Raw genomic sequence first — 13,212 nt, 5'->3', positions numbered from 1 at the left:
TTTTGGGAGAGCCCCAATGCGCCGCTTATCTGCCTATGTATTCCGTCAGCGCTGGTTGACCGCTGTTCTTTTTGGGTTATTCGCCAGTGCCCCTGTCAGCGCCGCCGAAATGATTGAGGAACGCGTTGAGACTGACCAATTGGCTTTTTCGATCGAAAAGGTCGCCGGTGGTCTAGAAAACCCGTGGTCGGTAGCCGTACTCCCGGACGGTCGTTTTCTGGTCAGCGAGCGGTCGGGACAACTTAATGTCATTGATGCCGACGGTGGCGAACCACGTGCCCTCGACGGCTTACCCGAGGTAAGCCAGCGCGGCCAGGGTGGCCTGCTGGATATTGCTCTGCATCCACAGTTTGGCGATGACGATCACGATTGGATCTACTTCACCTGGAGCGAACCCGCAGAGGGCGGCAGTCGCAGCGCGCTTTCCCGTGTCAAGTGGCAAGGTGATCAGCTCGGTGATGTCGAACATCTGTTTGCTCAAGGTCGCGCTTCCTCACCAGGGCGCCATTACGGCTCACGCATTGCCTGGCTGCCGGACGGCACCCTGCTGATGAGCATTGGCGATCGCGGCAATGAGCCGACCCGTGCCCAGGCTGATGACGATCACGCAGGCTCTACACTGCGCCTGACCGACACCGGCGACGCACCCGACGACAACCCCTTTGTGGGCGATGCGTCCACGCTTGATGAAATTTACACCCAGGGCAACCGCAACATTCAAGGCATGGTGGTCCGACAGGATGGCGAGGCCTGGGCCACGGAACATGGTCCCAGAACCGGCGATGAGCTGAATCGTCTGATGGCGGGTGAAAACTACGGCTGGCCCGAGGTCAGCCGGGGCAATGACTATGCAACCAACGAACCGATCGGCGAAACATCCAAACCCGGCATGGTCGACCCGGTGTACGTATTTGAAGGCCGGTTTGCGCCGTCGGGGCTGGCAGAAGTCACCAGTCGTGCCTTTGGCGATTGGCAAGGCCAGCTATTGGCGGGCGGTCTGAGCAGTGAACAGCTGGTCAGGCTGCATATCGAAGATAATCAAGTCGCTAGCCACGAAATTATTCTTGATGGCGAGATTGGTCGCATCCGCGACGTGCATCAGGGGCCTGACGAGGCTATTTACCTGCTGACAGATGCCGCCAATGGTGGGCTTTATCGCTTACGCCCCGCCGACTAACGGCCAATCACCTATTGACGTTTCATAACCCCGGTTAACGCATGCGTTTACGAAATCTGATTATTCTGACCGTCATCGTCCCGCTATTCATTGTCTTAGTGGTATTCAGCCTGGTGGCGATCAAATCCATGGAAGATAACGTTCGCTCAAAGCTGCAGAATGAAGTCGATATGATCACCCATGCGCTAAGTACAACGCTTGGCTACGCCGTTGCCCGGGAAAGTGACGCGTCGCTTGAGGAAGCTCTGGAGGCCGCTTTCTCTTTTCATCGCATCTACGGGGCCTATGTGTTCGATACCGATGGACGGGAAGTCTACGGCCTGGGGCTGGGTCGCGAGTTGTTTAGCCGCGAGGAGATCCAGCAGGTGATCGCGGACGACGAACTTTACGGTGACTACCGACAGTTTGAAGGCTGGACCTACTACTCGGCCCTCAAGCCGCTGCGCACACCCGATGGTGAGATAAGTGGCGTACTGCAGGTCAACCGTTTAAATACCGGCATCGAAAACTATACCGGGTTTCTCAGCATCGTGGCCGGTCTGGTCTTTGTGTTCGGTGCCGCGGGCATTGTGCTGAGTATCTGGTGGGGTTTTCGTCAGTATATCGAACGGCCCTTGAATCGTTTGCTGATGGTCATGCAGCGCGTCGAGGAAGGTGATCGTAGTCAGCGCGCCAACATTGAAGGGCCAGCGGAGTACCGTCGGCTGGCGTCAGGGCTTAACGGCATGCTGGATGCCATGGCCGAGAAAGATCACGACATCGAAGATCGACAACAGCGCGAAATCGAGCTCGAAAAACGACTGCGTAAATCGAAGAAACTTGCCGAGTTGGGCGTCCTGGCGGCAGGCGTTGCTCATGAAATCGGCGCACCACTGACCGTAATCAACGGTCAGGCCCAGCGGCTGGCTCGGCGTGACGTCATCGGCGACGACGAGCGTGCCCGGTTGAGCCGTATTCGTGGCGAAGTGGAGCGGATCGTCGAGATTGTCCGTCAGTTGATGGAACTGGGCCGCCAGCATAACGTTGAAAAAGACCAACAGCCCCTCGACGAATTGATGCACAATGCCAGCGCCCTCGTGGAAGACGAACTGGAGCCGCGCGGGGTGCATCTGGAAACCCACCTGCCCCGCCCAACGCCCACATTGCTGGCCAACGGGCAGCAAATTATTCAGGTAATTACCAACCTGTTGCGCAATGCGGCCCAGGCCAAAGGCGTTCGCCACATTCGTGTCCGTGCCGAGCAGCAGCAACACGAACTTCATTTATGGGTTGAGGATGACGGCCCTGGTATCCCCACCTCACACCATCAGCAAGTATTTGATCCTTTCTTTACCACTAAACCCGTTGGCCAGGGCAGTGGGTTAGGCCTTTCGATGGTACACCGAATTATCAATGACCATGGCGGCACAATCGGCGTATTCAACAGCCCCTTAGGCGGCGCCGGTTTCGAAATCACGCTGCCTCTTTACGACACCACACCTGCATGAGGGCCATGTCTGTGAAGCATCCGGAACATTTTTTACCTTTGTTGGTAGTGGAAGATGACAGCGCCATACGCGAACTGCTGGAAGAAGAGCTACAGGACGCGGGTTACACTACCCACGGCGTTTCCAGCGCCGAGGATGCCATCGCCCTGCTAAGCCATACGGCCGTATCCCTGATTATTACCGATGTACGCCTGCCCGGTATGAGCGGCATTCAATTGCTCCAACAGCTACGTCACGAGGGCAGTGAGCTGGGCATTATTGTGATTACGGCCTTTGGAACTATCGATCAGGCCGTTGAAGCGCTCAAGCTCGGGGCCGACGATTTCCTGACCAAACCGCTGGATCTTGACGCCGTGCGTGAATCGGTATTTCGCGTGCTGGAACGCCAGCGCCTGGCGGTGTCCCACGCCACTGATACTAGCCATTTTCACGGCATTGTGGGCCAAAGCGACGCAATGCGGGCGCTTTTTAATGATGCCTCACGCTTGGCAAAAAGCGATGCTCCCATCCTACTGCTGGGAGAAAGCGGCACCGGCAAGGAACTTTTGGCCCAGGCGATTCACCAGGAAAGCTGGCGTCACGATGCGCCTTTTGTGGCGGTCAATTGCGCCAGCATTCCCGCTGAACTGATGGAAAGTGAGTTTTTTGGTCACGTTAAAGGGGCCTTTACCGGTGCCAACGAGGCGCGACAGGGCCTGTTTCACAGTGCTCAGGGAGGCAGTCTCTTCCTGGATGAAATCGGTGAAATGCCGATCAATCTCCAGGCAAAACTGCTCCGCGCGCTGCAGGAAAAAACCGTCCGCCCCGTTGGCGGCGAGCGCGAAGAACCGGTCGATGTACGGATCATTGCCGCCACACACCGGCATTTGGAAAAGGAAATCGAGCAGGCCAACTTTCGAAGCGATCTATTCTACCGGTTGGAAACCTTCTCGTTACGCATTCCCCCTCTGCGGGAACGTGGTCCCGACATTGAACATCTGGTATTCACGCTGATCGACAAGCATGCCGATGCGCAGCAAAAACAGATTGAGCAAATCGAACCCAATGCGCTCCATTGCCTGCTCCACCACCCTTACCCAGGTAACGTGCGCGAGCTTGAAAATGCGATTATGCGCGCCGTTACGCTCAGTGAGGATGGCACGCTACACCATCAGCATCTGCCTGAACGACTGCGCGAACACATCTCTCAGGAGGCAGCCCAGACGACCGCGACGGTTACCGGTGAAGTGCTACCCACACCCAGAATGCCAACGGCAACAGCGGCTCCCTGGCCCAGCCTGGAAGAAGTGGAGAAGCGTTATATCCGCAAGGTATTGGAAGCGACAGGCGGCAACAAACGGCGCACCGCAGAAGTACTGGGCATCGCCCGCCGCACTCTTTACCGTCGCCTGGAAGATAGCGAAGAGTCCTGAATAACAACAGACAGCTAAAAAAAACCCCCGCGGGCGCGGGGGCTGAAAGGATGATAAACCGTGAAGACAACCGCAGGGAACAAACAGTTGGACGGTTTACCATCGTAGGGACTTGATAACTAAACTGGTTTACTGACTGCTGCTATCCTCTTCCTCGCTATCCGTGTTTTCTGACTGACCTTCTACATCATTATCACTACTTGCTGAACCAGTCGCTGACAGATCGCTTGCATCTTCGCCATCACCTGGCATGGGATCCGTACCATCGCCAAAGCCTGGCTCTTCATTAGTCGACTCGCCTCCCGCTCCAGACTCACTTTCCATTCCTGCTTCGCTATCCATCGCCGGATCATTTTCGGTTGCTTCCTGCTCAGACACGAATTGATCATCCTGGATGGAGGCTTCATCAGCCACTTCGCTATTTTGCTGGTCCTGGGTTGTTTCCTCTGGCACTGCTGTGCCATCTGCCTCTTCTTCCTGACCGCAGCCTGCCAGTAACACGCCGCTCAAAAGCAAAGCTGTCAGGACACTTGATTGGCCATTAAAACGATAGAATTTCACGCGTTTACTCCATTCCAGCTTGGGACGTTACTGCCTTGTGACGTCGACGTCGGCATTGAGCAACAAGTTCACAGACAGCAATGTTCAATCTACACCTGTGCCGGCTGCTTACTGCTCATGCGTTTACGTTGCGTTTAATTAAACGTTTACCACTCGTTTAGTTTTTGAATAATGTCTAGATTGATCAAGTTTAGAAAATGGATTACAGATTTTATGCCAAGATTACCCTATAAAAACAAAATATATAAAAATCAATTACTTAACATTTAAAATGATATATTTTTCCAGTCTGATTAATCGCTGAGCGGTGGGTAAAAAATGACACATGAGACACTATGCAGCCGCTCAAGACGAGGCGTTGTGACACACCCAAAGCACTTATGTATAATAATTGGTAATCCTTTAGTACTTCATCCCCTATTTCTACTTATGGGTGAGGGTGTTCGCTGGCCTTATGGGTCATTTTTTGTGCCCAAACAGGCATCAACACCTAGCCCAGTTAACAAAAGGCATCGCCGATGGACGAGACACGAAACGTCAAAATTCAGGTGCGAGGCGTAAGCAAGGTCTTTGGTAAAAACCCAAAAAGCGCGCTTAAGCTTCGCGATCAGGGTTTAAAACGCCCTGAAATTCTTGAAAAGACAGGCCAAACACTGGGGCTTTCCGACATCTCTTTCGATGTTTATGAAGGCGAGCTACTGGTCATCATGGGGCTTTCAGGGTCGGGCAAATCCACCCTGATTCGCTGCCTTAACCGGCTCATCGACACCAGCGAAGGGGACATTGTCATCGACGATGAACACATCCCTACGCTGAGCGAGAAAGCGTTGCTTGAGTGCCGTCGTCGGCACTTTTCAATGGTGTTCCAGAATTTTGCCCTCTTTCCCCACAAAACGGTGTTGCAAAACGCTCAGTTTGGCTTGGAAATCCGCGGCATCGCGCCCGCTGAACGCGATCAAAAGGCGCGCGAGTCACTCACCCAGGTAGGCCTGGATGGTTGGGAAGATGCGTATCCCAACCAGCTATCCGGCGGTATGCAGCAGCGGGTTGGTCTTGCCCGGGCCCTGGCAAACGATGCCAGCGTCCTGTTGATGGACGAAGCCTTCTCGGCGTTGGACCCCTTGATTCGTAAGGATATGCAGCAGGAACTCCTGCAGTTGCAGTCCAGAATGCAAAAAACCACCGTCTTCATTACTCACGACCTGGACGAAGCGCTGAATATCGGCGACCGCATCGTGCTGCTGAAGGACGGTGAAGTTGTGCAGATCGGTACTCCTGAAGACATCCTGACCAAGCCGGCCGACGACTATGTGCGCCGCTTTATCGAAGGTGTAGACCGCTCGCGCATCCTGACGGCCGAGAGTGCCATGCGCCCGGTGCGCACGACCGCCCGGGAAAGCGATGGACCTCGCACCGCATTGCACCGCATGCGTGAAAACAGCGTCGACTCGATTTACGTGACCGACAGGGACCGTAAACTGCTCGGGCTTCTGGAAGCCGAGGAGGCAAGTCGCGCTATCGAGGCAGGTGCCGATACCATTACCGATTACTTGACCCAGGACTTTCGAAAAGTCACCACTGACGAACCGCTTCATAACCTGTTCGCCATGTTCAACGACAAGAGCTTCCCAATCGCCGTCATAGACGAACAGCAACGGCTGCTCGGCGTCGTGGTGAAAGGGGCAGTACTCGATGAACTCGCTCGGGCAGGAGAATAATCATGGATATTCCAAGCATTCCGTTAGGTTACTGGATTGAAAGCAGCCTGACCTGGCTGACCAGCGAATACTCGCTGATCACACGCGCCATTTCTCGCGTTACGCAAACCGGTATCGGCGGCCTCAATGATGGCCTTATGTGGCTCCCGCCATGGGCACTACTGGCCATTATCGCGCTGCTGTGCTGGAAAGCCGCATCACCTCGCCTCGCCATCGGCGCGGCCGCTGGGATGGCCTTGATATGGAACCTGGGTCTCTGGGATCCAATGATCGAAACCTTGACGCTGGTGGTGATTGCCACGCTGGTGGCCGTGGTCATGGCGATTCCGGTTGGCATTGCCGCTGCGCTATCCCAGCGCCTGTACCGCGTCATCATGCCAATTCTCGATTTCATGCAGACCATGCCGGCGTTTGTTTACTTGATTCCGGCCATCCCGTTTTTCGGGATCGGTTCGGTCTCGGCCATCTTTGCTACCGTGATTTTCTCGATGCCGCCAGCGATTCGCTTCACCACCCTCGGCATTCGCCAGGTGCCAGTGGAGCTGATTGAGGCCGCCGACGCCTACGGAGCGACTCGCAGCCAGAAGCTTTTCAAAGTACAGCTACCGTTGTCACTTCCAACCGTCATGGCCGGTATTAACCAAACGATCATGCTGGCGCTCTCCATGGTGGTCATTGCCGCCATGATCGGTGCGGACGGTTTGGGCAGCGAAGTATGGCGTGCCATCCAGCGCCTACGTCCGGGTGACGGCTTTGAAGCCGGTATTGCGGTTGTTATTCTCGCCATGGTGCTTGATCGCTTGACCCAATCGTTCAGTAAGTCGCGCCGTTAAAAGCCTCTACTGGCCTTTTACGGCACCGGCGTTCAAGCTGTTAGGACTTGCACAGCATGGGATACATGCCCATGCTGTGAGTGATACGAAGTAACCACGACTTTGTTTGAGGTGGCTAATGCTACCTCTCCATCTAAGGGAGCAAGTGAATGAAAACTCGTATGTTGAATCACCGTATCCGTCTCGCCTCTTTGGCACTCATCTCAGGCGCTAGCCTTGCCGCTGGTGGCATGGTTCAGGCTCAGGATAAAGGCACTATCAACCTGGCTTATGTCGAGTGGTCGTCTGAAGTCGCGTCAACCAACGTGGTACGCGCTGTACTTGAGCAAGAAGGCTACGACGTCGAGATGACATCTCTCTCGGCGGCTGCCATGTTCCAGGCACTGTCTACCGGGGATGCCGACGCTATTGTGGCTGCCTGGTTGCCTTCGACCCATGAGAACTATATGGAACGCGTTGGCGACAACGTTGAAGACCTCGGTCAAAACCTGGATGGCACCAAGCTGGGCCTGGTGGTTCCTGAGTATACCGATGTCGATTCCATCGCTGACCTGAACGACAACGCTGACGACTTTAACGGCGAGATTATCGGTATTGATCCTGGTGCGGGCCTGATGTCCCTCACCGAAGAGGTTGTGGATACCTATGATCTTGATCTTCAATTGCGCAGCGGCAGCGGCGCCACCATGACCGCCGCACTCTCAAGCGCTATTGAAAACGAGGAAGACATCGTCGTGACGGGCTGGACACCGCACTGGATGTTCGCCCGCTTTGACGTGAAATACCTGGAAGACCCGGAAAACGTCTACGGTGGCGCCGAGCAGATTCACACTGTCGTGCGCGATGGCCTGAAAGATGACATGCCGGAAGCCTATGCCATTCTCGATGCCTTCGAGTGGACACCTGAACAGATGGGCGAGGTCATGCTCATGAATCAGGAAGAAGACAGCAACCCATACGAAAATGCCAAACAGTGGGTTGAAGATAACCAGGACGTAGTAGAGGAATGGATTAACAACTAATTCCTTGCCTGGTAGATAGAAGAGATGAACTGGTGCGTACCTTGCGCACCAGTTCAGTTGTTTACATCTCGTCTAAACCATAGCGATGACCGGCATATATTTGACTAATGTTGATCATTACAAAAGTATAGTGAGGAGATTGCCGTGTTTAAGAACATTATGGTGCCCGTGGATCTTGCCCACCTGGAAACGCTGGAGCCCGCTTTAAGCGTTGTCGCGGACATGGCCAAACAGTACGACGCGAAAATTACCTACGTCGGCGTTACGGCCAACACCCCTACTAGCATCGCCCGCACCCCCCAGGAGTACGAACAAAAGCTGGACGCCTTCGCTCAGGACCGTCATAAGGTTCATGGGCAGCCCGTCAGCATCAAGGTCTATAGCTCGACCGACCCGGTTGCCAATGTTGACGACTTGTTGGTGAAAGCGATCGATGAAACGGGCGCGGATCTGGTCATGATGGCGACCCATTTGCCACGCCATCTGGATATTGTCATGCCCTCTCATGGCGGCAAGGTAGCCACACACACCGACGCCTCCGTCTTCCTGCTTCGCCCGAGCAAATAAAGCGACGTATTGTTGTAAATAAATAAGGGAGCAACTTTGTGGATAACAAATCGCAAGACCAATCGCCAGATGAGAACGCTCCTTCGGAAGGGATTCCTGCTCCGGAGGGGCCAGCCAACCTGATCGATACCGATTACGTTATCGGCCAGGACAACATCACGACCAAAACGATGGGGGTTAACCTTGACCTGCACGGCAAGGTTTTCACCATTTCTTCCATCGTCGTACTGCTTTTCGTCATACTCACGTTGGCCCTGCAAGACACCATCGCACCAATCTATGACTCAGTCTTCAGCTTCCTGACAGGCAATCTCGCCTGGTTCTTTATCCTGGCGGCCAACATATTCGTCATCCTGTGTATCGGCCTGATCATTTCCCCGTTAGGCAAAATCCGGATTGGCGGTGCCAATGCCAAACCTGATTTTACCTATATGGGCTGGTTCTCGATGCTGTTTGCCGCTGGCATGGGCATTGGTCTGATGTTCTACGGCGTCAATGAGCCATTGACCCACTTTGGCACGTCTTTTGACGGTGGCAGTTGGGCACCGCTGGGCGGTGCCGAAGGCGACGAAGCAGGCGCAGCCGCCTTGGGCATGGCAGCGACGATTTTCCACTGGGGCCTCCACCCATGGGCGATCTACGCCGTGGTAGCATTGTCCCTTGCGCTGTTTGCGTTCAATAAAGGGCTTCCGCTGTCCATGCGCTCGGTATTTTACCCCCTTCTGGGCGAACGCGTATGGGGCTGGCCGGGTCACCTTATCGATATTCTGGCCGTGTTTGCCACACTGTTTGGCCTGACTACCTCGCTAGGCCTGGGCGCCACGCAGGCCGCCGCCGGTTTGACCTACCTGTTTGGTGCACCTGAATCCGATATCACCATGATTCTGCTGATTATCGGCATCACGATCATCGCGATCGGCTCGATACTGGCCGGTGTAGATAAAGGTGTACAGCTGCTATCCAAGATCAACATCGCCATGGCCGCCGCCTTGCTGTTCTTCGTCATTGCGGTCGGACCGACGCTGCTGATTGCCACAGGCTTCTTTGAAAACCTGCTTAACTACGTGGTGCACCTGCCTGCGCTGTCTAATCCGTTTGGCCGCGAAGATGCCAACTTCAGCCAAGGCTGGACGGCCTTCTACTGGGCATGGTGGATTTCCTGGTCTCCGTACGTCGGCATGTTCATCGCCCGCGTATCGCGGGGCCGTACCGTGCGCGAATTCATGGTATCAGTTCTCCTCGTGCCTTCCATCGTGTCAGTCCTGTGGATGACCACCTTTGGCGGTACGGCGATCAACCAATACCTCAGCCAGGGCATTGACGCCGTTCGCGATGCAGGTATCGATCTGCAGCTGTTCGTCATGCTTGAGCAACTGCCGCTGTCGCAGATCACGTCGTTCGTGGCCATTGTGCTGGTCATCGTGTTCTTCGTGACCTCGTCGGATTCAGGCTCGCTGGTGATTGACTCAATTACCGCTGGCGGCAAGGTCGATGCTCCCAAACCGCAACGCGTGTTCTGGGCGATTATCGAAGGCGCCCTCGCCATTGCGCTGTTACTGGGTGGTGGCCTGACCGCGCTGCAGACCATGGCCGTCTCGACCGGCTTCCCGTTCACGATCATCCTGCTGGTGGCCTGCTATGCCATTATCAAAGGGTTGATGAGCGAGCCAAAAGCCGTCTAAAAGATCCTTGCATCAAACTTGAACGGGCAGCCTTGGGCTGCCCGTTTTTTTATGCTCAGAAAGATGTTGGTGACGCTTGGGGCATCAAGTCCAGAGCGCCCTTAAGGGTGTGCTGGGCTCATAGTGCGTTGCAATCTGTGCCTGCAACAGCTCCGCTGTCGCCATGGCATCAATCAGCGCATGATGACCTTGGTAACTCGGCAACCCGTAGCGACGGCGGCTGGCATCAAGGCGAATAGAAACCGGCGGGCGCCCTAACCAACGACGAAAACGCGCCCATAGCTTCTGGCGGTGAAGCCGCGCTTCAAGCGACATCGTATCAATCATCGGAAACATGACGCCCTCACCTCGCCGTGACTTGATCGCCGCATCCAAAAAGGGGCGTTCAATATGGCGAAAGTGCACCACCACGATCCGCCCTGCCAAGGCTTCCAGCAGGGGATCGATAATCGCATCCAGATCCGGGGCATTGGCTATCTCGGAGTGGGTGATGTGGTGGAAGGTAATCGAGGCTTCATTAAGCGGGCGAGGCGGTTTCACCACCCAGTAGCGACGCTCGGCAAGCTTGATGCGCCCTAACGTAAACGGCACCAGCCCGATACTCACAATGGCATGGCGACGCTCATCCAGTCCCGTCGTTTCCATGTCCAGCGCGACCATCGGCACCTCGGCAATGGGTGTATCGAGGCTCGGAGGTGGCGTCTCGAAAAAACGCCGAATGGCCGGATCCTGCGCCAGCGGTGCACGTTTTTGCGTATATAGCGCCCAGTCTGCCTGGGTGATTTTCCGGCGCGGGCGAATCAACGTCATGTTAGCGACCCGCCCGGTTTGATGGCACGGGATAGCGGAACTTCAGAAATTTTTGCGCATTGCTGAGCACCTGAAAGGCATCTTTCAAGTTGTGCCGTTCACTATCGGCCACGTTCTCCGGCTCGATATTATTGTCGGGTACGCGCTCTTCCTGCAGATCGATCACTTGATGGCGGATGCGCGACATGCACATGAACTCAAAGGCATAGCTCAACTTGTCGCTCATGCCGGTGGCCAGGAGTTGCGTATTGGCAATGTCGTCCAGCCGTTGGAAAGTGTTCTGGGCTTTTGAGCCGCAGGCCAATGCATGTACGCGAATCAGATCGACCATCGGTGCTGTTCCACGGCGCTTCAAGTTGATGGAGTTATTATGCTTGCCGTCTTTTTCCATCACAAAGGTCCGGAAAAAACCCAGCGGTGGCGTTCGATTCAGGGCGTTGCGCGCCATGGCGGCTAAGAAGAGCGGTGACTGGGGAGCTTTTTCAGCAATCAGATCCTGGAGCGCTTCTACAAAAACATCTTCGCCATAGAGGCTATCAAGATCGAAAAAGATTGAGCTGTGCAGCAGCCTTTCCGGGGTCGGGTTATTAATCCAGTCGGTAAAGTAGCTTTTCCAGACACTCAACGGCTGGCGCCACTGTGAATTGGTCGCCATCACGTCACCCTTGCAGTAGGTATAACCGCAGGCATCCAGGCCCTCACTCACAAAGTCCGCCAGCGCCTTGAAATAGTCGTCGTGCTCTTCGGGAACAAAGTCATCCGACAGAATCAGCGCATTATCCTGGTCGGTGACAATACTCTGCTCATTGCGTGCCATCGATCCGTTGACCATGAAACAGTAGGCCACCGGCGGCGGTCCCAGTTTTTCCTCGGCAAGCTCCAACAGACGGCGCGAAAAACTGCGTCCTATAGTCGAGAGTGCACTGCCCACCATGTGGGAATTGGCCCCCTCCTGCACCATCCGGACAAAGGAGGCACTCACGTCAGGTGCCAGACGCGCCAGTCCCTCAATGCTCGACTGGTGAAAAATATTACTCACCAGGTAAAGTCCGCTGTGGGTTTCATAGCGAATGATATCGGAGAGGTGCACCACCCCCATGGGTCGCTGACGATAAAGCACCGGCAGGTGATGAACGTTGTTACGCAGCATGGTAAGCATCGCTTCGTAGATCGAAACGTCCGACTGAACCGCGATAAGCCGTGAGGAGACCACCTCCCCTACTGCCGTTTGAGGCGAAAGCCCTTCAGCCACGACCCGGGTGCGAAAGTCGCTATCGGTCAAGATGCCGCATACCTGCCACGTTTGGCCTTCGCTGTCCTTGAAGCTGTAACGCGGATTGGTGCTGCCTTCTTTGAGCACCAGAACGGCTGAGGCTTGTGCATGGCTGACCTGTTGAGCCGCTTGCTGCACTGTGGTCGATGCTTCCACCATAACCGGGTAACGCGCCACCAGCTTGCGAATCCGCGTGACCATCATGTCGTTGGATTTCTTTTGCTGCTCTGCGGCGGTTTCCAGTCGCGGACGTTCCACTTCAACAAAGTCAGCGAAGTCCTCATCCTCTTCGCACAACTGCTGAAATACAGTTTTGGGGATAAAGTAAAGCAGCGTGTCTTCAATAGCTTTGGCAGGAAAGCGTACCTTTTGGTTACGCAATAAGCTGAAGTGGCCAAAGATATCGCCTTCCCCCAGCCGGTTATAGAGATCACCCTGCCTTCGATACACCTCGACCGCACCGCTACGGATATAGCACAGGTCAGACATCGTCTCGTTCAGCGCCAGAATATCGCTGCCAGTCTTGAAGTAACTGACCTCGACGCTGCTGGCGATTTCATCCAGCAAGCTGTCCGAAAGCCTATCGAAAGGGGGGTGCTGCCCCATGTGCTGACGTATTTCTAGTAGTTCGACGTCCATGCTCTCTCCCCAGACCGTATAGCCGGACTTC

11 protein-coding genes are annotated in these 13,212 nt (G+C 55.0%); 8 read left to right on the top strand and 3 right to left on the bottom strand.

Annotated features, from left to right (window positions below):
* The first annotated feature begins 16 nt into the window (after window positions 1-16).
* From B7L15_RS01360 to B7L15_RS01350, 3 genes are read left to right on the top strand one after another with little or no spacing between them, the layout of a single operon-like run.
* Complete coding sequence (locus tag B7L15_RS01360; RefSeq protein WP_085917252.1) at window positions 17-1,177, top strand: PQQ-dependent sugar dehydrogenase; 1,161 nt, start codon at window positions 17-19, stop codon at window positions 1,175-1,177.
* Window positions 1,178-1,218: 41 nt separating this feature from the next.
* Complete coding sequence (locus B7L15_RS01355; protein WP_085917251.1) at window positions 1,219-2,664, top strand: sensor histidine kinase; 1,446 nt, start codon at window positions 1,219-1,221, stop codon at window positions 2,662-2,664.
* A gap of 5 nt (window positions 2,665-2,669) precedes the next feature.
* Window positions 2,670-4,076: a sigma-54-dependent transcriptional regulator gene (locus tag B7L15_RS01350; protein WP_085917250.1), complete on the top strand. Its 1,407-nt coding sequence runs from the start codon at window positions 2,670-2,672 to the stop codon at window positions 4,074-4,076.
* Between the two features lie 129 nt (window positions 4,077-4,205).
* Here the strand turns inward: B7L15_RS01350 and B7L15_RS01345 are convergent, their stop codons facing one another.
* The gene (locus B7L15_RS01345; RefSeq protein WP_085917249.1) at window positions 4,206-4,637 is read right to left on the bottom strand and encodes a hypothetical protein; all 432 of its coding nucleotides are present in this window, start codon (window positions 4,635-4,637) and stop codon (window positions 4,206-4,208) included.
* 518 nt (window positions 4,638-5,155) lie between these two features.
* On the opposite strand from B7L15_RS01345, the gene B7L15_RS01340 reads away from it, so the two are divergent.
* From B7L15_RS01340 to B7L15_RS01320, 5 genes are all read left to right on the top strand, one after another.
* Window positions 5,156-6,355 carry a quaternary amine ABC transporter ATP-binding protein gene (locus B7L15_RS01340; RefSeq protein ID WP_085917248.1) on the top strand — a complete coding sequence of 400 codons (1,200 nt, stop codon included), beginning with the start codon at window positions 5,156-5,158 and terminating at the stop codon, window positions 6,353-6,355.
* A gap of 2 nt (window positions 6,356-6,357) precedes the next feature.
* Window positions 6,358-7,188: an ABC transporter permease gene (locus B7L15_RS01335; RefSeq protein WP_085917247.1), complete on the top strand. Its 831-nt coding sequence runs from the start codon at window positions 6,358-6,360 to the stop codon at window positions 7,186-7,188.
* A gap of 149 nt (window positions 7,189-7,337) precedes the next feature.
* Window positions 7,338-8,210 carry a glycine betaine ABC transporter substrate-binding protein gene (locus tag B7L15_RS01330; RefSeq protein ID WP_085917246.1) on the top strand — a complete coding sequence of 291 codons (873 nt, stop codon included), beginning with the start codon at window positions 7,338-7,340 and terminating at the stop codon, window positions 8,208-8,210.
* Between the two features lie 144 nt (window positions 8,211-8,354).
* Entirely contained in the window at window positions 8,355-8,777 is a 423-nt protein-coding gene (locus B7L15_RS01325) for a universal stress protein (protein ID WP_085917245.1), read from the top strand.
* A gap of 38 nt (window positions 8,778-8,815) precedes the next feature.
* On the top strand, window positions 8,816-10,459 hold the full coding sequence (locus B7L15_RS01320; RefSeq protein ID WP_085917244.1) for a BCCT family transporter: 1,644 nt from the start codon (window positions 8,816-8,818) through the stop codon (window positions 10,457-10,459).
* Between the two features lie 84 nt (window positions 10,460-10,543).
* Here the strand turns inward: B7L15_RS01320 and B7L15_RS01315 are convergent, their stop codons facing one another.
* Complete coding sequence (locus B7L15_RS01315; protein ID WP_085917243.1) at window positions 10,544-11,269, bottom strand: 3'-5' exonuclease; 726 nt, start codon at window positions 11,267-11,269, stop codon at window positions 10,544-10,546.
* A 1-nt stretch (window position 11,270) separates the two neighbouring features.
* Window positions 11,271-13,181: a DUF294 nucleotidyltransferase-like domain-containing protein gene (locus B7L15_RS01310; protein ID WP_085917242.1), complete on the bottom strand. Its 1,911-nt coding sequence runs from the start codon at window positions 13,179-13,181 to the stop codon at window positions 11,271-11,273.
* Window positions 13,182-13,212 lie beyond the last annotated feature (31 nt).

The sequence above is a fragment of the Halomonas sp. CSM-2 genome, assembly GCF_002119345.1.
In the GTDB taxonomy this organism is placed as follows: domain Bacteria; phylum Pseudomonadota; class Gammaproteobacteria; order Pseudomonadales; family Halomonadaceae; genus Vreelandella; species Vreelandella janggokensis.
Note: the sequence above shows the minus strand (reverse complement) of the source record. Positions and strands in the feature narration are given on the sequence as shown.

What these genes read in the sequence shown, in the direction of transcription:
- B7L15_RS01360 (WP_085917252.1), top strand. Translation starts at nt 17, where the DNA reads ATGCGCCGCTTATCTGCCTATGTATTCCGTCAGCGCTGGTTGACCGCT.
- B7L15_RS01355 (WP_085917251.1), top strand. Translation starts at nt 1,219, where the DNA reads ATGCGTTTACGAAATCTGATTATTCTGACCGTCATCGTCCCGCTATTC.
- B7L15_RS01350 (WP_085917250.1), top strand. Translation starts at nt 2,670, where the DNA reads ATGTCTGTGAAGCATCCGGAACATTTTTTACCTTTGTTGGTAGTGGAA.
- B7L15_RS01340 (WP_085917248.1), top strand. Translation starts at nt 5,156, where the DNA reads ATGGACGAGACACGAAACGTCAAAATTCAGGTGCGAGGCGTAAGCAAG.
- B7L15_RS01335 (WP_085917247.1), top strand. Translation starts at nt 6,358, where the DNA reads ATGGATATTCCAAGCATTCCGTTAGGTTACTGGATTGAAAGCAGCCTG.
- B7L15_RS01330 (WP_085917246.1), top strand. Translation starts at nt 7,338, where the DNA reads ATGAAAACTCGTATGTTGAATCACCGTATCCGTCTCGCCTCTTTGGCA.
- B7L15_RS01315 (WP_085917243.1), bottom strand. Translation starts at nt 11,269, where the DNA reads ATGACGTTGATTCGCCCGCGCCGGAAAATCACCCAGGCAGACTGGGCG.
- B7L15_RS01310 (WP_085917242.1), bottom strand. Translation starts at nt 13,181, where the DNA reads ATGGACGTCGAACTACTAGAAATACGTCAGCACATGGGGCAGCACCCC.